Raw genomic sequence first — 20,430 nt, 5'->3', positions numbered from 1 at the left:
TGTCTTCTCGTCGAGGGGCGGTTCGGTGGGTGGTGCGGTGCGCGGCGCGGTCGGCCGTGCGAGGTGCCGTCACACCATCATCTCGCGCCGCCGGGTCAGCGTGGCGCGTCGGCGCGGTCGACGCCGTTCCAGAGGTTGGAGTACCAGGGGGTGCCCGCCTCGGCCTGCTCGGCGCGGCGGGCCCGCTCCGCCTCGGGGTCGTTCACGGTGAAGCCGGTCTCGCCGGGCATGACGTAGTGCAGGTGCTCACGGGCGAGGCGGCGGACGTACGCCGGGTCCTGGAGCCGGGCCTTCTCGTCCCGCAGCTCCTCGACCCGCTCGGCGGCCTCGGCGGCCTGGCGCTCCTGTTCGGCGATCTCGCCCTGCTGGGAGACGTACTGGCGCATGGGGTAGGCGAGTGCCACCACCAGCGAGCAGACGACGAGCGCGAGGAAGGCCGCGCGGCCGGTGAGCCGGGAGCGGCGGGCCTGGCGGCGGGTCTGGGAGCGGTAGACACGGGCGGCGGTCTGCTCGCCGAGCAGCTTGATCCTGGTCGCGGTCGAGAACCGGTCCCGGGCCATGTGCGCGCCTCCCCTTTACGTACGAACGTCCCCGCACACGGTACGGGACCGGGTGCGGGGACGTATGTACGACGGGCTGTCGGACAGCCTGTCGGACGGGCTGTCAGCCCTTGAAGCGCGGGAACGCGCTGCGGCCGGCGTACACCGCGGCGTCGTCGAGGATCTCCTCGATGCGCAGCAGCTGGTTGTACTTGGCGACGCGCTCGGAGCGGGCCGGGGCGCCGGTCTTGATCTGGCCGCAGTTGGTGGCGACGGCGAGGTCGGCGATGGTGACGTCCTCGGTCTCGCCGGAGCGGTGGGACATCATGCACTTGAAGCCGTTGCGCTGGGCCAGCTCGACGGCGTCCAGGGTCTCGGTCAGCGAACCGATCTGGTTGACCTTGACCAGCAGGGCGTTGGCGGAGCCCTCCTCGATACCGCGGGCCAGGCGCTCCGGGTTGGTGACGAACAGGTCGTCGCCGACGAGCTGCACCTTGGTGCCCAGCTTCTCGGTGATGGCCTTCCAGCCGGCCCAGTCGTCCTCGAACAGCGGGTCCTCGATGGAGACCAGCGGGTAGGAGGCGACGAGCTCCTCGTAGTACTCGGTCATCTCGGCGGCCGAGCGGGACTTGCCCTCGAACTCGTACGAGCCGTCCTTGTAGAACTCGGAGGCGGCGCAGTCGAGCGCCAGCGCGATGTCCTTGCCCGGGACGTAGCCGGCCTGCTTGATGGCCTCGACGATGAGGTCGAGCGCGGCGCGGTTGGAGTCCAGGTTCGGGGCGAAGCCGCCCTCGTCACCGAGGCCGGTGGACAGGCCCTTGGTCTTCAGGACGGACTTGAGGGTGTGGTAGACCTCGGTGCCCCAGCGCAGGGCCTCGGAGAAGGACTCCGCGCCGATCGGGGCGATCATGAACTCCTGGATGTCCACGTTGGAGTCGGCGTGCGAGCCGCCGTTCAGGATGTTCATCATCGGAACGGGCAGCAGGTGCGCGTTCGGGCCGCCGAGGTAGCGGAAGAGCGGCAGGTCGGACGCCTCGGAGGCGGCGTGCGCGACGGCGAGGGAGACGCCGAGGATGGCGTTGGCGCCGAGCGAGGACTTGTCCGGGGTGGCGTCCAGGTCGAACATCGCCTGGTCGATCAGGCGCTGCTCGGTGGCGTCGTAGCCGACGAGCTCCGGGCCGATCTGCTCGATGACGGCGAGGACGGCCTTCTCGACACCCTTGCCCTGGTAGCGGTTCGGGTCACCGTCGCGGAGCTCGAGGGCCTCGAACGCACCGGTGGAGGCACCGGACGGAACAGCAGCACGGCCGGTGCTGCCGTCGTCGAGGCCGACCTCGACCTCGACCGTGGGGTTGCCTCGGGAGTCCAGGATTTCCCGGGCTACGACGACGTCGATGGACGGCACGAGCATCTCCTTCTGGGATGTGAAGCTAGATGTGACGCATGCGGTGCAGGGTCTCTTTGGCCTTGCGACAAGAGCCTAACCGGCTCCCGGCCTCCAGCCAGCCGGGCGCCCGCCCGCTGGGACGAAAAAGGACCCAAGGGCATGCATCTATGGACGAACGACCTCAGAACTACTGGACGGTAACGAGGCGGGAGCCTTGGCGGGCGGGGCTCGAACGCGCGGAACCCCGGTCCGGCGCGCACGGGGGAAGGGCGCGCCGGACCGGGGTGGTCACCGCGGGAGGGTCGTGGGGGCGAGACGCCCCCCGGGACCCGTGTGAGCCGCCGGACTCACGCGGGCCGCCTGACTCACTTCAGGTGGAGCTGCTGGCCCGGGTAGATCAGGTCGGCGTCGTCGACGATGTCCTTGTTGAGCTCGAAGAGCTTCGCCCAGCCGCCCTTGACGTCGTGCGCGGCGGCGATCTTGCTCAGCGTGTCGCCGGTCACGACCTTGTACTCGCCGTCACCCTTCGCGACCTTCTTGCCGGTCGGGGTGGTGACGGTCTTCTTCGACTCGGCCTTCTTGGGCGCGGCCTTCGGCGCGGTGCGCGACTCGCTGCGGGTCGTCGGCTGCTCGGCCTGACGCTCCTGCTGCGCGGGGGCGGCCTGCTCGGCGGAGCCGCCGTTGTACGCGGCGCTGGAGAGGCCCACGCCGCAGCTCGGCCAGGCACCCTTGCCCTGGCCGGCCAGGACCTTCTCGGCGACCGCTATCTGCTGCGACTTGGAGGCCTTGTCGGCGGTGGAGGCGTACGCGGTACCGCCGTAGGCGGCCCAGGTGGAGGCCGAGAACTGCAGGCCGCCGTAGTAGCCGTTGCCCGTGTTGATGGACCAGTTGCCGCCGGACTCGCACTGGGCGACGGCGTCCCACTCGGAGGCGGTGGCGGCCGAGGCGGACCCGGCGGTCATCAGCGGGGCGGCGACGGCGACACCGGCGACGCCGACGAGTGCGACGGCGCGGGTGGCCTTGGAAGCACGGCGGTGCTTGCCCTTACCGGAAAGCAGCATGCGATTTCTCCTCACCGACGCCTGCGAGGTGAGCTGTCGGGTTCGGACCAAGTGAGTTGTCCGGCCGCGTGACCAGCACGCGGCTCCACCCCAAGCCGGCCTTCCGTCCGTCTGTCTCGACGGCCGGGAACCGGCGCTTACCTTGGGTCCCCCGCTCCTGCCTACGGCGCTTGCGCGACGACTGTTCCCATCAACCGACGGCAGGATTCGGCGTTTCGGTCGACGGGGCCCGCGGTGGCGAGCGGTCACGACCGTAGACACAGACCCCCGCGAAGTTCAAAGACGTCTATAGGGGAGAAATCGCCCTTACTTGCCCTGTACCGAACAGCGTTTGCGCAGGTGAGAGGTGACGGAAGCAAAGTTTGCGGACGGAACACGCCGGTCGCGACAAAGAGACCCATGTCTCACTTGGCCAGAACCGGACATAAGCTGCCGAACTAGCCCTGCGCAGGGGCGGTTTCGGGCGTCAGGTCGAGGCTCTGACCAGGGAGGATGAGATCCGGATCGCCGCCCACCGTCCGGCGGTTGGCGTCATAGAGGGCGGTCCAGCCGCCGGGGAGCTCGTTCTCCTGAGCGATCTCGGCGAGATTGTCTCCGGGCTTGACGGTGTATTCGTCCGCAGTGCCCTGAGTGTCCGTATTCTCCGCACCCGTACCGGCGGTCACCTCACCTGTCACTCCGTCAGTCCCCGCGGACGGCGAGGCGTGGCGACCGGTTTCTCCGCTGCTGTCCGCAATGCCCGTCTCTTCGGGAGCGGCGTCGCCACGGTGCTTGCCGGTGCCGGGGGCGGCCGGCGCGGACGGCGTGACCGATGCCCCGGGGGCGGTGGGGGACGGCGTGACGGCGCCCGTCGAGGCGTCCGGCGTCGCGGGCGCGGTGGGGGCGGCGGGAGTGGCCGGGACGGTCCCGGGGGCCGTCGGGGCGGTCGGGAGGACCTCGGGAGCCGTCGGGGCAGCCTCGGTGGCCGTCGGGGCGATCGGAAGGCCCGTGGTGCGGTTCGACTCCTCGACCGGGCCCGTGGGCTCCTCCGGCACGAGGGCCGGCCCGGGGTCGACCTCGGGGGCGGTGCCGTCGTTCGTCAGGCCGGCGATCGGGGCGCAGGTGTCCCACTCCGTGCCGCCGGCGGCGAACGCCTTCTCGGCCACCACGATCTGCTGCGCACGGCTGGCCAGGTCGGCGCTGGAGGCGTACGCGAGGCCGCCGTGCCGCTCCCAGGTCTCCTGGGTGAACTGGAGCCCGCCGTAGAGCCCGTTGCCGAAGTTGGCGCTCCACAGGCCGCCCGACTCGCACTCGGCCACCCGGTCCCAGGTGGCGGCGTCGGCGGCGGAGGCGGAGCCCGCACCGAGCAGCGGCAGCGCGAGGGCCGATCCGGTCACGCCTGCGGCGACGACGATGGCGGGGGCCTGGCGGGGTCTGCGGTGACGTCCGTTCCCGGAGCGCATGCGGAATGCCTTTCGCGTGACGGCTGAGATTGACGGTGAACGTAGCGGCATTCGAACGTCAGTCACAAGTCGATGCAGCGGAGATCACGTAAAAGTCACAGTCTTGACGGTCCGTCAGCGGACAAGGGGTTCGAACTCCATCGGAAGCGTGCGCAATCCGCGCATGATGAGCCCTCCGCGCCACCGCAGATCGGCAGGATCCACGGCAAGTCGCAGGTCCGGCAGCCGCGTCAGGAGGGTGGCGAGGGCGATCTGTCCCTCCAGCCGGGCGAGGGGGGCGCCGATGCAGTAGTGGATGCCGTGCCCGTACCCGAGGTGCTGGTTGTCGCGCCGGGACAGGTCGAGGGTGTCCGGCCGGTCGAACCGCGCCGGGTCGCGGTCGGCGGCTGCGAGTACGACCAGGACCGGGTCGCCCGCCGGGATCTCCTGCCCGCCGATGGTCAGCGGCTCCATGGCGTACCGCCAGGTGGCCAGCTCGACCGGTCCGTCGTAGCGCAACAGCTCCTCGACCCCCGTCTCCAGGAGCCCCCGCTCCCCCGCCGCGAGCGACGCCTGGAGCCGCTCCCGCTGGCCGGGGTTCCGGAGCAGGGCGTACACCCCGTTCCCCACCAGATTGACCGTGGTCTCGAAGCCGGCGAAGAGCAGGATGAAGGCCATCGCCGCGGCCTCGTTCTCGGTGAGGTGCTCCCCGTGGTCGGAGGCCTTGATGAGCCCCGAGATCAGGTCGTCCCCGGGATCGAGCCGCTTGCGGTGGATCAGCTCCGCGAGGTACCCGCGCATCTTCTTGACCGACCGCGCGACCCCGCCGCGCGGCCCTCCGCCGTGCCGGATCATCATCCCGGCCCAGTCACGGAAGTCGTCCTGGTCCTCGCGCGGAACGCCGAGCAGGTCGCAGATCGCGTAGATGGGCAGCGGGAAGGCGAACTCGTGGATGAGGTCGGCGCTCCCCTTCTCCGCGAACCCGTCGATGAGCTGATCGGTCAGCTCCTGCACCCGGGGCGCGAACTCGGCCACCCGGCGCGGCGTGAACGCCTTCGACACCAGGCGTCGCAGCCGGGTGTGGTCGGGCGGATCGATGTTGAGCAGATGCGTCATCAGCTCGGCCTTGCGCTCGCCGGGGATCCCGGTCTTCCCCTTGGCGTGCGCCGGCTCGTCGTGGTGCGCGGGGTTCTTCGACAGCCGCTGGTCCGCGAGCGCCTGCCGCGCGTCGGCGTACCGCGTCACCAGCCACGCCTCGACCCCGCTGGGCAGCTTCGCCCGGTGCACGGGCGCGTGCTCGCGCAGCCAGGCGTAGGCGGGGTACGGATCGGTCGCGAACTCCCAGGTGAAGAGCGCGGGGGCGGCGGAGCCGCCGGGGGCGGAGGGCTGGTCGTGCATGGGCCCGACAGTAATCGCCGCGTCTGGGGGGCTGGGCGGGGGCCATGGGTGTGTCCGTCCGCCCGCGAGGGCGGCGGCGACGGGTGTCGTTCCCCGGCCGGGCGGCGGCGACGGGTGTGTGCCGGTCCCTACGCGCGGCGCGCCGCCGGGTGGCGGCGGCGGTGCCGGGGCGGCGGCCACGGGTGTGTCCCGTCCCGCCCGGGTGGCGACCACGGGCGTGTCCCGTCCCGCCCGGGTGGCGACCACGGGCGTGTCCCGTCCCGCCCGGGTGGCGACCACGCGTGTGTCCGTCCGCGTCCCTGGCGTGGAGATCCGGGATTAGATGCTCCCGTGGACGCTCAGTTGCTCAGAAGCACGTTCGCCGTCGTCGAGAGACGGGCGGAGCATGCCGTCACCTTCTTCTACTCCCACCTGTTCTGGCACAACCCGGGCATCCGCGAGCTGTTCCCCGAGGACCTGCGGCCCCAGCGCGACCGGCTCTTCGCCGCGCTCACCCATGTCGTGAACCGCCTGGAGGACCCCGGCCTCCCCGGCTATCTCGCGCGTCTGGGGCGCGATCACCGCAAGTTCCTCGCCGCGCCCGTGTTCTACACGGCCGTCGGGACCAGCCTGGTCGCCGCGTTCGCGCACGCCGCCGGGGCCGCGTGGAGCGTCGAGGCCGAGAAGGCGTGGACCGAGGCGTACGGGCGGATCGCCGACCTGATGATGCGCGGGGCCGAGGAGGCGGCCGGGCGGGGCGAGCCGGCCTGGTGGGACGCCGACGTCGTCGCGCACACCCGCCGCGGCGAGGACCTGGCCGTGCTGACCCTGCGGCCGCGGCAGCCGTTCCCGTACCGGCCGGGGCAGTACACCGGCGTCAGTTCGCTGCGGGTCCCCCGGGTCTGGCGGACGTACTCGCTCGCCAACGCGCCCCGCGTGGACGGGACGGTGGACCTTCACATCAGCCAGGTGCCGCGCGGACTGATGAGCACGGCGCTCGTCGCCCGGACACGCGCCGGCGAGACGCTGCGGCTCAGCGCCCCGGGCGGTGCGCTGACCGCACGGACGGAGCCCGGCGCGCCACGGACCTATGTCGCCGCCGGCACCGGCTGGGCGCCGGTGAAGGCGCTCCTGGAAGAGGTGGCGGCGCGGGAGGGCGGCGCGGAGGCACGGCTCTTCGTGGCCGCGCGGGCGAAGGAGTACCTGTACGGGCGGGAGGATGTCGAGCGCCTGAAGGAACGGATACCCGGGCTGCACGTCACCTACATCGCCTCCGCGCCCGGCCGCCCCCGCGACCAGGCCACCGAGCGGCTGGTCCACGCCCTGCACACGTGTGGGAACTGGCCCCGGCACGACGTCTATCTCGCTGGGCCCCCCGGCTTCCTCCACGAGGTCACGCCCGTCGTGGAGGCCCTGGGCGCCGACCCGGCCCGGATCTTCCACGACCGCCTCCCGGCGGTGGACCGGCTCCACCCGCGCCCGGCGACCCGTGCGGAGCGGCTCATCGAACCGCCGGCCCTCCTCTGGCACGACCCGGAGGCGCGGGACCCGCGCGGGCGGTGAGCGACGGGAGGACGGGGCCCGGGGGGATTGGGGGCGGGGCGCGCGGCGCTCAGCCGGGGGCTGGGGGCCCTGGGGCGCTGGGCCCCCTTCTACAGGCCCTCCGCCGCGCGGATCGTGTCGCGGTAGGCACGGGCGGCGGCCCGCAGCGCGGCCTCCGGGTCGACGCCGGCCGCCTCCGCCTCGGCGGCGAGGGCGAGCAAGGCGTACCCGACGCCCTCGCCGGACGGCGGCTTCACGTCCAGACCGGCCGTGCGGACCCGGCCCGCCAGCTTCGCGGCGAGCGCGAGACCGGGCTGGCCGAGCGGGACCCCGTCCGTCACCGAGTCGCGCTGCTTCTCGATCGCCTTGGCGCGGTGCCAGTGCGCCTTGACGTCCTCGGGCGTCTCGGCGGTCGCGTCGCCGAAGACGTGCGGATGGCGGTGGATCAGCTTCTCGACGATCGTCCCGGCGACGTCGTCGATCGAGAAGGGCTCCTCCTCGTGCTCCTCGGCGATCCGGGCGTGGAAGACGACCTGGAGCAGCACGTCCCCCAGCTCCTCGCGCAGCTCGACGCGGTCGCCGGCCTCGATCGCCTCGACGAGTTCGTACGCCTCCTCGATGCCGTACTTGGCGAGCCCCTTGTGCGTCTGCCGCGAGGACCACGGGCACTCGCGGCGGATGCGGTCCATGACCTGCACGAGGTCGAGGAGGCGGGCGCCGGGCAGGTCGTACGAGCCGGGCAGCAGCTCCAGGTCGGGCATGGCGACCCCGCCGGAGCCGGCCAGCCGGGCGAGGCCGTCCGTCAGGGCCTGGTCGCCCTCGCCGGACGGCAGGACGACGACGGTGCGTCCTCCGGCGCAGGCGTCGACGAGGTCCCGCGCGTCGGGGCGGGCGTGCTCGACGGTGATCCCGGCGTCGCGCAGATAGGGCAGCTGGGGGTGGTGCTCGTCGGCGCACACCACCCGGTCGGCGGCGTGCAGCGTCTGCCAGGCGGGCCAGGACAGCAGTCCGGGGGCCACGCGGTGGCTGGCGGTCAGCAGGACGACACGACCGGTCTCGACGGGTGCTTCGGCGTTCACCCTTCGACCTTACGTGGGGCCGGGTGGGGGCCGGACGAGAGGCCCTACGCGCCCGCCTCCTGAGCCTGGGGGGCCTGGCTGATCTGCCGCAGCCAGGGCGCGGTGTAGGTGCCGAGCTGGATCTTGTCGTGGTCCCAGGCGCCGAAGCGGGGGTTCACATCGATGTCGAGCGCCTTGGAGGCGGCGGTGAAGACCTCGGTGAGCTTCTTCTGGCCCTCGGGGGTGTTGGAGACGCCGAGCTTGGCGGCGATCTTGTTCATCAGGACGGTGCGGCGGACGACGCCGTCGATCTGGTCGGGAGCGACGCCCTGCTGCTGGAGGAGCATCCCGGCGAGCTGCGCCTCGCCGCCGCTCTGCTTGGCGAACTCGCCCCGGGCCTTCTGGATCTCGCCGCGCCCTACGGTGATCCCGTGATCGGCGGCGACCCGCTCCACGACCCGGTCGAAGATCATCACGTTGAGCTTCTCGCGGCTGAGGTCACCGGTGGCCTTGATCAGCTCCGCGGCGTGCGGCGAGCTCTGCTGGGCGCTCCGCACGTCCCGCACCTGCGCCTGGAGGTTGGACACCTCGATCCGCTCCCCACCGACGACGGCGGCGGCCCCCGGGTGGGCGTCACTGCCGCAGGCAGCGAGCAGCGGGGCCACGGCGAGAAGCGCGGCGGAGACGGAGAGCGCAGTGCGGCGGTGCAAAGGAGCCTCCCGGCGTGGGTCGTGCGTACGTAGAACGACCTTGCGGTGATCGATGTTAGGCAGTCGACGTGGCCGGGGCCACTACTTCGAAGCGACTGTTTCGGTCAACGACTCGCGCGTTCGGGTGGTGTCGGGTCGCAACATGATCGTCCGGGAGACCAGGAAGGTCACCGGGACCGCCGCCGCGGCCGCCAGGAGAGGGGCGTAGCGGGAGTCGAGGCCCGCGATGTCGACCATCAGGTAGATGCCGACCGTGGTGATCACGAAGTTCGCCGCGTTCGTGAGCGGGAAGAGGAGGAACTTCCGCCACGTGGGGCGGGTGCGGTACGTGAAGTACGAGGTCAGGAAGAACGAGCCGACCATGGACAGCAGGAACGCGGCCACGTGCGCGGCCAGGTACGGCATCGCCCGCATGAAGAGCAGGTACAGGCCGTAGTACGTGGCCGTGTTCACGAGCCCGACCAGCGCGAAGCGCACCACCTGCCAGGTCACCGTCATCGGGTCACCGTCATCGCCGTACGAGCTCCTCCGGGCGCCGCTGCCGGGCCGGCAGCCCCACGTTCGTCGCCTTCACCAGGAAGTGCGGGCGCCGCTTCACCTCGTAGTAGATCCGGCCGACGTACTCCCCCACCAACCCGAGCATCACCATCTGCACGCCGGCCAGCGCCGTGACCGTGACGAGCAGGGTGACGTAGCCGGGGGTGTCCACGCCGTTCACCAGCGCGACACCGACGATCCAGGCCGCGTACGCCAGCGCCACCGAGACCAGGATCATTCCGAGATAGACGGCGGCCCGCAGCGGCTTGTTGTTGAAGGAGAGGAGGCCGTCGAGGCCGTAGTTGAGGAGCTTCCCGAAGGTCCATTTCGAGCGGCCCTCCTCACGTACCGCATTCTCGTACTCGAATGTGGTGGTGCGGAATCCGACCCAGGCGAAGAGCCCCTTCGAGAAACGGTTGTACTCGGTGAGTTCGAGTATCGAATCGACCGTACGGCGGGAAAGCAGCCGGAAATCGCCGACCCCGTCCACCAGCTCGACGTCCACCAGCCGGTTGATCGCCCAGTAGTAGGCGCGCGCCGTGACCGTACGGGTCACCCGGTCGCCGGTCCGGGTCCGGCGGGCGATGACCTGGTCGTATCCCTCCGCGTGCAGCGCCACCATGCGGTGCACGAGCTCCGGCGGATGCTGGAGATCGGCGTCCATGATGACCACGGCGTCGCCCCGGGCGTGCTGGAGCCCCGCCAGCATCGCCGCCTCCTTGCCGAAGTTCCGGCTGAAGGAGACATAGCGGGCGCGGGGGTCGGAGGCGGCGATCTCCTCCAGGAGCGGGAGCGTACGGTCGTGACTTCCGTCGTCCACATAGACCAGCTCGAATTCGCCGTCGAAGCGGGCGAGTTCGGTGATCACATGGTCGTGGAAGCGGCCGATGATCTCCTCTTCGTTGAAGCACGGAACCACAATCGAGAGCAGCACGGTGGAAACGACAACCGAGCCGGATGGCGACGGTGGATTCGCGACGTGACCGCGAGGCGACCATTGAATGAACTGGCCGCGGTCGCGCATGATTTCGCCTCTCGCACTGGCATATTCGAACCATCATGGACGTCCGGACAGCACGCGCCGCGGGGCTCGCCGCGTTCCTCACCGTGCTCGCCGTGTGCGCCGGGGACGCCGTCGCCCGCGCCTTCCCCTTCGGCCCGCGCCGGCGCGGCGTCAACGACCTGGCCAACCAGTTCGTGCCGTACCACGCGCACCTCTGGGACCTGCTGCACGGACGCGCCGACGGCGGGCTGCAGCTCAACTGGGGCTCCGGCTGGGGCACCGGCTTCCTGCCCGACCTCTCCACCTATCTGACCAGCCCGTTCGCCCCGCTGGTCGCGCTGTTCCCGCGCCAGGACATCGAGTACGCCGTCTACGCCGTCACCGTCCTGAAGATGGCGGTGGCGGCCGCCGTGATGGCCGGCGTGCTGCTCCGCACACGTCCGGGCGGATGGTGGGCGGCCGGGCTGCTCGGCGCCTCGTACGGCCTGTGCGGCTGGGCCGTCACCGAGGCCACGTACAACCCGATGTGGCTCGACGGGCTGATCGCCTTCCCGCTGCTGTGCCTGGTGGGCGAGTGGGTACGGGAGGGCCGGCGGCCGCTCCTGGGGCCGCTCGCCGTCGCCGTGTGCTGGGTCGCGAACTTCTACACCGCGTACATGGCCACGCTGGCGGCCGCCCTGGTGCTGCTGGTCCGGCTGGTGGAGACGGACTCCTTCGGGGTACGGGCGGTGGGGCGGGCGGTCAGGACGACCGGCCTCGGCGTCGGGCTCGCCGCGCCCCTCCTCGTACCCGTCCTCCTGAGCTCCCGGCACGCCTACCCGGGCCTCACCAAGGAGTTCGTCCCCGCCGACTGGCCGGACTTCCTCGCCCGGCTGCTCCCGGTCACGTACAGCTACTCCACTCCGGCGATGTTCGTCTTCACCGCCGTGCCGCTGCTCGTCGGATCGCTGCTCCTGCGCCGGGACGTGCCGCGGCGGGAGCGGTGGCTGTGGGCGGGCCTGGTGGCGACGGTCGCCGTGTCGATGCAGTGGGCGCCGACGCATCTCGTCTGGCATGTCTTCGCCACGCCCAACGGCAGTCCGTACCGGCAGACGTTCGTCCTCACCGGAGTCCTCGTCCTCGCCGCCTGGACCGGTCTCTCGCGCGGCCTGCCGGACCGGCGGGCGCTGCTCGGCGGTGCCGGTGTGATGGTGCCGGTCGCCGCGGCGGCCCTGGTCAGCCCGCTGGTGAACGGCTGGGCGCTGCTGCTGTTCGGGGCGGGGTGCGCGACGGTCGTCGGGGCGCTGCTGCTGCCCCGGCGCGGGCGGTACGCGCGCGTGGCGGCGGTGCTCCTGGTGGGCGTGCTGGTCGGACAGGCGGCGGCGACGACCGCGTACGCGGACCGGAAGCGGCTCGCCCACCTCGACGACTACCCGGCGTACGGCGCCGAGCACGAGCGCCGGGCCGCGGCGCTCGCGGAGGCCGACGGCTGGCCCGCGTACCGGACGGACTCGGGGCTGCCCAGGGTCGCGGGGAACGATCCGCTGCTCCTGGGCGGGCAGGGCGGCGCGTACTACAGCAGCCACACCCCGGCGGTGCTGACGCGGACCATGGCGGCGCTGGGCGGCGGCTGGACCTCGCGGGGGCGGAACCTGCTGAGCCTGGACAATCCGGTGACGGACGCGCTGTTCGGTGTGGGCGCGCGGTGGCGGGACGGCGGTGTGGTCCGGTCGGAGACGGTGCTCCCCCTGGTGACGGTACGGCCGAAGGGCGCCGCGCCGCCGGCGTACGGGCCGTCCCCTTTCCGCAACCAGGAGCTGCTGCTGGGGGCCCGGGTGTACGAGCTTCCGGGGTCCGGGGTCTGTCCCGTCGGCAGCGAGGTCTTCCTGTGGGCCCCGGACTTCACGGGCACGGCCCGCCTCGGGGGGCGTGCGGTGGAGCTCCTGGGCGGGCAGCCGAAGAGGCGGGCGGCGATGGTCTCCCTGGGCCCGCAGTGGGCGGAGGGCGGGCGCCCGGTCCTGACGGGCCGGGGCCCCCGGGGCGAGGTCGGCTGCCTGGACCGGTCACGGCTGGCGACGGCGGTGACCGCCCTCCGCGCCACCGCTCCGACCTCCGTACGGGTCACGGACAGCGGCATCCGGGCCGAACTGCCCCCGGGCATGCGGGGAACGGTCGTGGTGGCGGCCCCCCGGATCGCCGGCTGGCGGTGCGAGGGCCGCCCGGCGGAGTCGTACGGCGGCCTGCTGGCGGTCCGTACGGACGGCGGCACCTCGGTGAACTGCGCCTTCCGGACTCCGGGCCTGCGGGCGGGCCTCGGGGTGGGGATCGCGGCCGCGCTGGTCCTGCTGTGGGCGCACGTGCGACGGAAGCGGGGGGCGCGGCGGCGGTCGGGGGCGTCAGGCGGTGAGCCGGGGGTGTGAAGCGGGGCGCCAGGGGCGGGCGGGCGTCAGTTCTTGACGGGCTCCAGGCAGAGGACGAACTTCTCGTAGTCCCACTCCTGCGCGAGCGCGGTCACGCCGCCGCACTTGTTCACGTCGAAGGTGCCCTTGTGGACCTTCGTGACCTTGTAGAGGTCGGGCGCCTTGTCGGTGCACGCCTTGGTCTCGACCTTGGGGTCGTTGTCCGGGCCCGTCACGGTGATGCAGTCGCCGGCCTCGGCGTGCGTGGGGAGGTCGCCGCTGATGGCCGCGTAACCGAACTTCACGCCGAGGGCGACCGCGATCGCCACGACGACGCCCAGGATCTTCTTGCCCAGGCCGCCCTTCTTCTTCGCGGGCTCGTGGGGAGCGACGGGTTCGACGGGCGCGGCCAGGCCGGCGGGCGCGAGCGGCTGGTCAGGGGTCTGCTGGGGCGGCGTGGTCATGAAGGATTCCTTGGGGACGTGTACATGATCGAACGCGAACGCTACATCCCGCGGAACACGCAAAACGGACCCAACCACTCCGCTTCGGAATCAGATACGGAGTCGTGATTCTGCCGACCCGTCAGCCCTCGCGCCTTCCTACATGCCCTCCGCCACGGCCGCCGCCCGCTGCGCCTCGAAGTTCCGTGCGTACGCGTCGAAGACGGCCGCGTCCTCGTACTTCAGCATCGCCTCGTCGTTCACCTTCAGCGCCATGCCCGTGTACGTGTGGCTGCCCGTGAAGACGATCTTCTTGTTCGCGCCACCGAGGTACGTCCCCTCGATCAGCAGGTACTTCGTGTGCGTCCCCGTGCCGCCGCGCTCGTCGTTGTGGAGCTGGTGCAGGGTGATGCGGCCCTTGGCGGTCGGCCTGGCGAGCCAGTCCGCCACGCGCACAGGGAACTTCTGCGCGTCGAGCGGCCAGTTGTCGAGCTTGCGGTAGACGATCTCGACGTGGCAGCCGGCGTCCGCGAGCATCCACAGCTGCTCGGCCACCTCGGGACGGGTGATGTGGCCCTGCGCGATCCGGATCCTGGTCCGGCCGTCGGAGGTGCCGACGCCCGGGTCGTTGCCGTGGCAGGCGGCCGCCGTGCCGACCGGCTGGGCGACCGTCTTGAGGACGTTGACGACCACGTCGGTGGTGGAGCGCGGGAAGAAGTAGACCTTGGCCGGGCCCGCCTGCGTCGTCTGCGGGTAGTCGTCGACCTGCGGCCGCTCCCCGGCGGCCGCCCCGGCCTGGTCCGCGAAGTACGCCGTGTACGCGTCGAAGAGCTCCTTGTTGCCCGCCACCGTCATCGCGTCGTTCCACAGCTTCGTGCGGTCCTGCTCGATGAGGTTGCCGGAGGACTGCACCACCACGTCGTCCACCGGGACGGTGCCGTTGCCCTTGGTACGGGAGAACAGGAAGTACTTGTTGTGGTTGACATTGGCGTACCAGCCGTCCGGGTCCGTCGACGTGGTGCCCGGGTCCTTGGCGAGGCAGGCCTCCTCCGCCTTGCAGATCCGGACCCAGGACTCCCCGCTCAGCCCGTTCCGCAGGTTTCCGACGGCCGGATAGCCGGCGGTGTCGTGGTCCAGGACGACCTGGACGGTGACCCCGCGCGCGTGGGCGGCCAGCAGCCGCTCGGTCAGCCACTGCGACCCGTAGAGGTACAGGGACATCCGGATGGACGACCCCGGCTCGGCTCCGTCGACGAGCCGCCCCAGGTGGCTGAGGATCCGCCCTTCGGCGGTCACGTCACCCGACGGGTCGTTGAACACGGGGCCGGTGGTGACGGCCACGACCGGCTCAGCGCTCGCCGCCGGGGTGGCCGCCAGCAGCGCGCCCAGCGCGAGGGAGGCGGCCAGGGTCTTGAAACTGCTTCTTCGCATGGTCACGTGGCCGATCATCGCCCGGATTCCGATCTTGGTGTGGTGCTACGGGTCACCCCCTCAGCCGAGGGGGCCCATCTGCTGCTGCCGCGCCAGCGCCCGCCGGAGGTCGGTCGGGAGGGCGTGGTACGGGCCGTAGACGCGCTCGGTGTCGTAGAGCAGGGCCCGCAGGTGCTGGTGGGCCGCCGTGTGGTCGCCCGTCGCCAGCAGGAGGTTGCCGATCCGCCTGCGGATGTCGAAGGCGCGGGCCGGGTCCGCGCCGTTGTCGACGTACGGCAGCAGGGCGCGGTACTCCGCCAGCGCCTCCGCCGTCTCCCCGAGCTGTTCCAGGCACTGGGCCGCGTCGTAGCGGAACTGCAGGGTCTGCGGGTCGGCCGGTCCCGCCTCCGCCGTACGGTCCTCGGCGAGGCGGCGCAGCTCCGGCAGGGCGCGGCGGTACTGGCCGTCGTCCATCAGGGTCGTCGCGTACTGCTTGCGCAGGATGCGGACGACGGGCGAGTGCTCGCCGTGCTCGGCCGCGGCGGCGGGCAGGATGCCGCCGAGGATGTCGACGGCCTGGGTGATCGAGCCCTCGCCGAGCAGCCGCTTGACCTCGTCGACGGCGGCGGCCACGTCCGGTCGGGAGACGGGCGGCCCGACGGGCGGCGCGGGCGGTGGCGGCGGGGCCGAGGCCCGGTCGGGCCAGGGCGCGTGCGGGCGCAGGAAGGGGCGGGTCGGATCGAGCGGCCCCGCGGGGGCGCCGCGCGCGGGCAGCAGCGGGAGCAGGGCCTCGTACACCTCGTGCGCGCCGGACGGCCGGTGCTGGGGGTCCTTGGCGAGCAGCCGCAGGACGAGCGCCTCCAGCGCCTCCGGCACCTCGGGCCGCAGCCGGCGGACCGGCACCGGCGGCTCGTACAAATGCCGGTGCAGCACGCCGAGCGCCGTGGAACCGGCGAAGGGCACGTTCCCGCTGAGCAGTTCGTGGAGCAGGACGCCGAGCGCGTACAGGTCGGTGTACGGGCCGACGGCGCCGCCCATGGCCTGCTCGGGCGCCATGTAGGCGGGGCTGCCGATCGGTGAACCGGTGTGGGTGAGGCGGGTGGTGTCCGTGTCCAGGACGGAGGCGACGCCGAGATCGAGGACGGTGACGCTGCCGTCGGGGCGCACCATCACGTTGCGCGGCTTGAGGTCGCGGTGGACGATCGGCACCGCGTGCACGGCGGCGAGCACCGCGCACAGCTGGGCGGCGACGGAGACCGCCCAGGGCCAGGGGTAGGGGTCGTGCTCGGCGAGATGGTCGGCGAGGTCGGCGCCTTCGACGTACTGCATGACGAGGTAGAGGTCGTCGCCGTCGCCGCCGGCGTCATGGACGGTGACCAGGCCGGGGTGGTCGACCTGGGCGGTGACCCGGCACTCGCGGACGAAGCGGCGCCGCATCTCGTCGGCGGCGGTGGCGGCGGCCATGTGGTCGGGGCGCAGGAGCTTGACGGCGACGCGACGGTCGAGCCGTCCGTCGTACGCCGTCCAGACCTGGCCCATGCCGCCCTGGCCGATCATCGCGGACAGTTCGTAACGGCCGCCGATGACGCGTCCGTTCACTTCCCCTCTTCCTTACGGAGGAGGTGGCTGAGTTCGTCCAGCTCGGCGCGGACCTGGTCGATGCGGGGGCCGGCCCGGGGCGGGACCTCCGGCGGGGGCGGGGTCTGGGACCGCGACGGGGCCTGCGGCTGAGGCGGGCTCTGCGGCTGGGGCTGGGGCAGGGCCTGCGGCTGGGGCTGGGGCAGGGCCTGCGGCTGGGCGTGTGCCGGGAGGTACGCGGGCGGGTAGCCGTGACCGGCCTGGTGCCGCGGGACCGTCGTCGCGTACGGCGGGTAGGCCACCGCACCCGCCGACGCGAGGCGGACCTTGTCGTGCCGGATGTCGGCGACGAGGAAGTACGCCGCGAACACGATCGCGTTGAGGATGATCAGGCCCACGGCGATGTCCGCCCGCGTCGTCTCGACGTTCTCGGGCAGCAGGACCCCGCCGGTGATCATGACGGCCGCCGAGACGGCGCAGAGGACCCAGTCGAGCGTACGGCGGGTCACGACGGCAAGCCGGAGCATCGTCGCCCAGGTGAGGAACCCGATGCTGAGCAGCGGGAGCACGGTGAAGACGACGCGGAGCACGACGACGGACGCCGGAAGGGCACGCGGAGGTTGCGGGGGCACATGGCCGGGGCCGTACATTCCTGCTCCTGCTCGAAAGGGTCGGTGGCGGGGACGAGCGTATACACCGACACGGACAGCGGCCTCCGGGTTGTACGGAACCGTTGCCGAACCGAGCACCGGCGGCGCCGCTGCCGCCGTCAGGGGGCCACGGTGCCGTCCGCGAGACCGTCGTACAGGCCCTGGACCAGCTGCTCCCCGAGCCGGCCCGCCAGGCGCAGGGCGTCCTCGAACTCGGCGAGTCTGCGGAACCGTTCGCCGTACCGCTGCTGCTCGGCGAGGGGCAGGCGCGGGAGTTGCAGGCGCCGGACGTCGAGCCGGGTGGCCGTGGAGGCGTAGCTGCTGGCCTGGCGGTTGTTGGCGGTGCCGCGCAGGAATCCGGCCAGGAACCAGGGGTCGAGTGCGGCCGGGTCGGGGCGCAGGAGCTGGAGGTTGCGGCCGAGGGCGGCTCCGGCGGTGGCGGCGTCGACGACCCGTGCGACGGAGCCGCCGCCGAGGACGGGGACGACGACGTCGCCGGCGCGGAGGAGGACGGGCTCCTCGGAGGGGCCTTCGGGGAGCGTGCCGGACGGGGGCTGGGCGGCGAGGACGTCGTGCTCGGTGAGCAACCGGCCGGTCCGGCCCCGGCCGTCGGGGCCCGGACCGGCCGCGTCCGCAGCGTTCGCTCCCCCACCGGCCGTCGCCTGGTCGGCGGTGGCGGTGAGGCTGGGGGTGGTGCCGCCGAGGGCACCCGCGCCGCCCGCGCGCAGTTCCAGGGCGCCGGTGCGGGCGAGCTCGCCGACGGTGACGCCGGTGAGCCGGGCGGCGGCGGGCTCGGCGGAGGCGGGTGACGTGGGCGGCGGCGTGAGGGCGACGGTGCGGCCGAGGGTCTCGGCGAGGCGGTCGCGGACCCGCGCCAGGTCCGCCGCGCCGCCTCCGGCGGCCGGGGGCGGCAGATGGCGGGCGGGCGCCAGGTCGACGTCGTCGTCGAGGAGTTCGATGACGGGCACGGACCGGCTCGCGCCCGGGGCCGGTGCGACGGTGCCGGCCTCGGCGAACGGCAGCCAGGCGTCGAGGACGGCGGTGTGCACGGCCTGCCAGTCGAGCTTGTCGCGGCCGCCGCCGGTCTGTTCGGCGGCGAGGGACGTGGTGTCGACGAGGAGGAGTTCCTGGGAGGCGCTGACACCGGCGGCCGGCTTGCGCAGCACCCAGAGGTGGAGCGGGATGCCGTACGGGGGTGCGGCGCCGGCCGGCAGCGCGACGACGGCCCGCAGGGCGCCCCGGCGGAGCAGGTCGGCGCGGATGCGGCGGCCGGAGCGGCGGGAGGCGACGGCGGGCGGCATGAGCAGGACGGCCGTGCCGCCGGGGCGCAGGCGGGCCAGGGCGTGCTGGACCCAGGCGAGTTCGGACTCCGTGCGGGCCGGGAAGCCGTACTCCCAGCGCGGGTCGTAGGCCAGTTCGTCGTGGCCCCAGTTGCGTTCGTTGAAGGGCGGGTGGCACAGCACGGCGTCCGCCGCGAGGTGCGGGAAGGCGTCGGCGCGCAGGCTGTCGCCGGTCCGTACGCGGATGTCGGCGTCGCAGGCCAGGGCCAGGCGCAGGGCGGTGAGGGCCGCCAGGTCGGGGTCGGCGTCCTGCCCGTGGAGGGCGGCGGGGTGCTCGACGGCGCGCAGCAGGGTGCCGGTGCCCGAGGCGGGGTCGAGGACGGTGGGACGGCCCTCGGTGCCCGTGGCGGCGAGGGCGGCCATGAGGGCGGCGGGGCCGGGCGGGGTCAGCGTGTACTGGCGGGGGTTGGCGTCGAGGTACCGGCCGAGGAGGAACTCGAAGGTCTGGCGGGCGCCGGTCTCTGCGGCGAGGTCGGCGGTCGCGCGCACGAGCGGGAGGGACGGCGCGAGTTCGGCGGCGGTGGGGGTGCGTACGGCCCTCCCCCGGCCTCCGGCCGGGGGGACCCCCATCTCGCTGCGCTCGGGGCCGAACCGCTCGGTGAGCGCCTCCTCCAGGGCGACCGTCAGCGTCCCGGCGAGCCGTTCGTCGGGGACGGCGGCCAGCACCGGCCAGGCCGCGGACCGGTCGCGTACGAGCAGCAGGACGGCGCCCGCGTGGGCGAGGGCGGTGACGGCACCGGCCGGGTGGCCCGCGACCTGCTGCCAGACCCGCTCGCGCAAGGGGACCTCGGCGAGCTTGCCCTGGGCGCGCAGCCACTCCTCGACGTCGGCGAGGGCGAAGGAGGGGCTGGTCTCCGTGCCGCCGACGGGGCGGGGGAAGTCGGGGTGGCGGCGCCGCCAGTTGCTCACGGCGGCCCGGCCCACCCCGGCGAGCCGGGCGATCCCCGCGGCGGTCACCTCTGTCGTGCTGTCCGGCACCTGACCGACTCCCCTCGTTCCCCGCTGCTGGCGCTGTGGCCCCGATAGTACCGACGAACCCGGAGCAAGCCACTTCACAGCGTGCGTAGGATCAAGACCTGTGAACCGTGTTGACTCGGTTCACAGGCTCTGCTGTTATTGATCCATCGCTCCAGTCCAGTCGACCGGTCCGGGAGGACACAGCCATGTCACATGACACTTCGCACTTCCAGCCCGCAGCGCCCACCCCGCCGACCGGGCCGGCCACGACGGCGTTCCGCAACGGGCTCGGCACCGCGGCTCTGATCCTCGGCATCATCGGCACGGTCTCCGGACTGGTCCCCTTCTTCTTCTGGCTGGCGGGCGTCCTCGGCCTGATCGCCCTGGTCCTGGGCCTGGTCGGCAAGGGCCGGGTGAAGCGCGGTGAGGCGAACAACAAGGGCGCGGCGCTCACGGGGGCCATCCTCGGTCTCGCGGCCCTGGTCCTCTCGGTGGTCGGCGCGGTGATCACGTTCACGGCGGTCAGCGACGCGGTCGACGAGATCGACAGGGCCGTGGTCGACGCCGCGCCGAAGAACCCGTCGTCGGGGCAGCCCGGCGCGGCGGAGGGCGGCGGCAAGGCCACCGACGCCGCCAAGGGCCTCGCGGCCGGAAAGGCCTCGGTCTACGACGACGGGATCAAGGTCACCGTCTCGGAGGCCAGGGCGTACTCCCCGGGTGAGGGCGCGAGCGGACACACCGAGGGCAACAAGGCGTACCAGGTCACCGTGGTGATCGAGAACGGCGGCAAGGAGAAGTTCGACGCCGGCCTGGCGACGCTGGACGCCCGCGCCGGCAAGGACGGGGTCGCGGCCGAGCAGATCTACGACGAGAAGGTCGGCACCGGCTTCAGCGGCACGATCCTGCCGGGCAAGAAGGCCACGGTCGTCTACGCCTTCGACGCCCCGGCCGACGCCAGGAGCCTCTCGGTCGACGTGTCCCCGGGCCTCGGGCACAACGCCTCCCAGTGGGAGCTGAAGATCGGCTGACCTCCGGCAGA

The 20,430-nt window shown here is 72.7% G+C and carries 17 protein-coding genes and 1 riboswitch; of the genes, 3 read left to right on the top strand and 14 right to left on the bottom strand.

Translation table 11 applies throughout. The features are described 5' to 3' along the window. Positions 1-95 precede the first annotated feature (95 nt). The 5 genes from ACIRB4_RS21450 to ACIRB4_RS21430 all read right to left on the bottom strand — a co-directional run bounded on the left by ACIRB4_RS21450 (position 96) and on the right by ACIRB4_RS21430 (position 5,806). Positions 96-560 (bottom strand): septum formation initiator family protein, encoded by a 465-nt coding sequence (locus tag ACIRB4_RS21450; protein WP_403293411.1) that lies wholly within the window; start codon positions 558-560, stop codon positions 96-98. Positions 561-663: 103 nt separating this feature from the next. Beyond that, positions 664-1,950, bottom strand: coding sequence for a phosphopyruvate hydratase (gene eno / locus ACIRB4_RS21445; RefSeq protein ID WP_403293410.1), 1,287 nt, complete (start codon positions 1,948-1,950; stop codon positions 664-666). A 341-nt stretch (positions 1,951-2,291) separates the two neighbouring features. After that, the gene (locus tag ACIRB4_RS21440; RefSeq protein ID WP_403293408.1) at positions 2,292-2,987 is read right to left on the bottom strand and encodes a transglycosylase family protein; all 696 of its coding nucleotides are present in this window, start codon (positions 2,985-2,987) and stop codon (positions 2,292-2,294) included. A gap of 3 nt (positions 2,988-2,990) precedes the next feature. After that, positions 2,991-3,210: riboswitch (cyclic di-AMP (ydaO/yuaA leader) on the bottom strand. Positions 3,211-3,424: 214 nt separating this feature from the next. Beyond that, entirely contained in the window at positions 3,425-4,429 is a 1,005-nt protein-coding gene (locus ACIRB4_RS21435; RefSeq protein ID WP_403293405.1) for a transglycosylase family protein, read from the bottom strand. A gap of 114 nt (positions 4,430-4,543) precedes the next feature. Then, positions 4,544-5,806 (bottom strand): cytochrome P450, encoded by a 1,263-nt coding sequence (locus ACIRB4_RS21430; RefSeq protein ID WP_403293404.1) that lies wholly within the window; start codon positions 5,804-5,806, stop codon positions 4,544-4,546. A 330-nt stretch (positions 5,807-6,136) separates the two neighbouring features. On the opposite strand from ACIRB4_RS21430, the gene ACIRB4_RS21425 reads away from it, so the two are divergent. Beyond that, complete coding sequence (locus tag ACIRB4_RS21425; RefSeq protein ID WP_403293402.1) at positions 6,137-7,348, top strand: globin domain-containing protein; 1,212 nt, start codon at positions 6,137-6,139, stop codon at positions 7,346-7,348. A gap of 89 nt (positions 7,349-7,437) precedes the next feature. Here the strand turns inward: ACIRB4_RS21425 and ACIRB4_RS21420 are convergent, their stop codons facing one another. The 4 genes from ACIRB4_RS21420 to ACIRB4_RS21405 all read right to left on the bottom strand — a co-directional run bounded on the left by ACIRB4_RS21420 (position 7,438) and on the right by ACIRB4_RS21405 (position 10,566). Beyond that, entirely contained in the window at positions 7,438-8,406 is a 969-nt protein-coding gene (locus ACIRB4_RS21420) for a nucleoside triphosphate pyrophosphohydrolase (protein ID WP_403293400.1), read from the bottom strand. Between the two features lie 44 nt (positions 8,407-8,450). Next, positions 8,451-9,095, bottom strand: a complete 645-nt coding sequence (locus ACIRB4_RS21415) for a SurA N-terminal domain-containing protein (RefSeq protein ID WP_403293398.1) — start codon at positions 9,093-9,095, stop codon at positions 8,451-8,453. An 81-nt stretch (positions 9,096-9,176) separates the two neighbouring features. After that, a complete protein-coding gene (locus tag ACIRB4_RS21410; RefSeq protein ID WP_403293396.1) occupies positions 9,177-9,593 on the bottom strand; it encodes a GtrA family protein in 417 nt (138 codons plus the stop codon). A 10-nt stretch (positions 9,594-9,603) separates the two neighbouring features. Next, positions 9,604-10,566 carry a glycosyltransferase family 2 protein gene (locus tag ACIRB4_RS21405; protein ID WP_403293395.1) on the bottom strand — a complete coding sequence of 321 codons (963 nt, stop codon included), beginning with the start codon at positions 10,564-10,566 and terminating at the stop codon, positions 9,604-9,606. Between the two features lie 125 nt (positions 10,567-10,691). Here ACIRB4_RS21405 and ACIRB4_RS21400 point away from each other — a divergent pair, with 125 nt between their 5' ends. After that, entirely contained in the window at positions 10,692-13,034 is a 2,343-nt protein-coding gene (locus tag ACIRB4_RS21400) for a YfhO family protein (protein ID WP_403293393.1), read from the top strand. A 26-nt stretch (positions 13,035-13,060) separates the two neighbouring features. Here ACIRB4_RS21400 and ACIRB4_RS21395 read toward each other — a convergent pair whose 3' ends face one another. The 5 genes from ACIRB4_RS21395 to ACIRB4_RS21375 all read right to left on the bottom strand — a co-directional run bounded on the left by ACIRB4_RS21395 (position 13,061) and on the right by ACIRB4_RS21375 (position 19,412). After that, on the bottom strand, positions 13,061-13,477 hold the full coding sequence (locus tag ACIRB4_RS21395; protein ID WP_403293391.1) for a hypothetical protein: 417 nt from the start codon (positions 13,475-13,477) through the stop codon (positions 13,061-13,063). Positions 13,478-13,615: 138 nt separating this feature from the next. Beyond that, positions 13,616-14,887 carry a phosphatidylserine/phosphatidylglycerophosphate/cardiolipin synthase family protein gene (locus ACIRB4_RS21390; protein ID WP_403293513.1) on the bottom strand — a complete coding sequence of 424 codons (1,272 nt, stop codon included), beginning with the start codon at positions 14,885-14,887 and terminating at the stop codon, positions 13,616-13,618. 60 nt (positions 14,888-14,947) lie between these two features. Next, a complete protein-coding gene (locus ACIRB4_RS21385) occupies positions 14,948-16,465 on the bottom strand; it encodes a protein kinase (protein ID WP_403293389.1) in 1,518 nt (505 codons plus the stop codon). Beyond that, positions 16,462-17,094 carry a hypothetical protein gene (locus ACIRB4_RS21380; protein ID WP_403293388.1) on the bottom strand — a complete coding sequence of 211 codons (633 nt, stop codon included), beginning with the start codon at positions 17,092-17,094 and terminating at the stop codon, positions 16,462-16,464. The genes ACIRB4_RS21385 and ACIRB4_RS21380 overlap by 4 nt, the downstream gene beginning before the upstream one ends. Before the next feature lie 119 nt (positions 17,095-17,213). After that, positions 17,214-19,412 (bottom strand): N-6 DNA methylase, encoded by a 2,199-nt coding sequence (locus ACIRB4_RS21375; protein ID WP_403293386.1) that lies wholly within the window; start codon positions 19,410-19,412, stop codon positions 17,214-17,216. 185 nt (positions 19,413-19,597) lie between these two features. Between ACIRB4_RS21375 and ACIRB4_RS21370 the strand changes: the two genes are divergently transcribed. Then, a complete protein-coding gene (locus ACIRB4_RS21370; protein ID WP_403293385.1) occupies positions 19,598-20,419 on the top strand; it encodes a DUF4190 domain-containing protein in 822 nt (273 codons plus the stop codon). Positions 20,420-20,430: the final 11 nt, after the last annotated feature.

Source organism: Streptomyces sp. NPDC093600, from assembly GCF_044764755.1.
Lineage (GTDB): Bacteria > Actinomycetota > Actinomycetes > Streptomycetales > Streptomycetaceae > Streptomyces.
The sequence above is the reverse complement of the archived record's forward strand: the minus strand, read 5'-3'. Positions and strand labels throughout refer to the sequence as shown.

Excerpts from the sequence above, each read along its gene's own strand:
- ACIRB4_RS21370 (WP_403293385.1), top strand. The coding sequence starts at position 19,598 with ATGTCACATGACACTTCGCACTTCCAGCCCGCAGCGCCCACCCCGCCG.
- ACIRB4_RS21395 (WP_403293391.1), bottom strand. The coding sequence starts at position 13,477 with ATGACCACGCCGCCCCAGCAGACCCCTGACCAGCCGCTCGCGCCCGCC.
- ACIRB4_RS21440 (WP_403293408.1), bottom strand. The coding sequence starts at position 2,987 with ATGCTGCTTTCCGGTAAGGGCAAGCACCGCCGTGCTTCCAAGGCCACC.
- ACIRB4_RS21390 (WP_403293513.1), bottom strand. The coding sequence starts at position 14,887 with ATGCGAAGAAGCAGTTTCAAGACCCTGGCCGCCTCCCTCGCGCTGGGC.
- ACIRB4_RS21400 (WP_403293393.1), top strand. The coding sequence starts at position 10,692 with ATGGACGTCCGGACAGCACGCGCCGCGGGGCTCGCCGCGTTCCTCACC.
- ACIRB4_RS21410 (WP_403293396.1), bottom strand. The coding sequence starts at position 9,593 with ATGACGGTGACCTGGCAGGTGGTGCGCTTCGCGCTGGTCGGGCTCGTG.
- ACIRB4_RS21430 (WP_403293404.1), bottom strand. The coding sequence starts at position 5,806 with ATGCACGACCAGCCCTCCGCCCCCGGCGGCTCCGCCGCCCCCGCGCTC.
- eno (WP_403293410.1), bottom strand. The coding sequence starts at position 1,950 with ATGCTCGTGCCGTCCATCGACGTCGTCGTAGCCCGGGAAATCCTGGAC.
- ACIRB4_RS21435 (WP_403293405.1), bottom strand. The coding sequence starts at position 4,429 with ATGCGCTCCGGGAACGGACGTCACCGCAGACCCCGCCAGGCCCCCGCC.
- ACIRB4_RS21380 (WP_403293388.1), bottom strand. The coding sequence starts at position 17,094 with ATGTACGGCCCCGGCCATGTGCCCCCGCAACCTCCGCGTGCCCTTCCG.
- ACIRB4_RS21450 (WP_403293411.1), bottom strand. The coding sequence starts at position 560 with ATGGCCCGGGACCGGTTCTCGACCGCGACCAGGATCAAGCTGCTCGGC.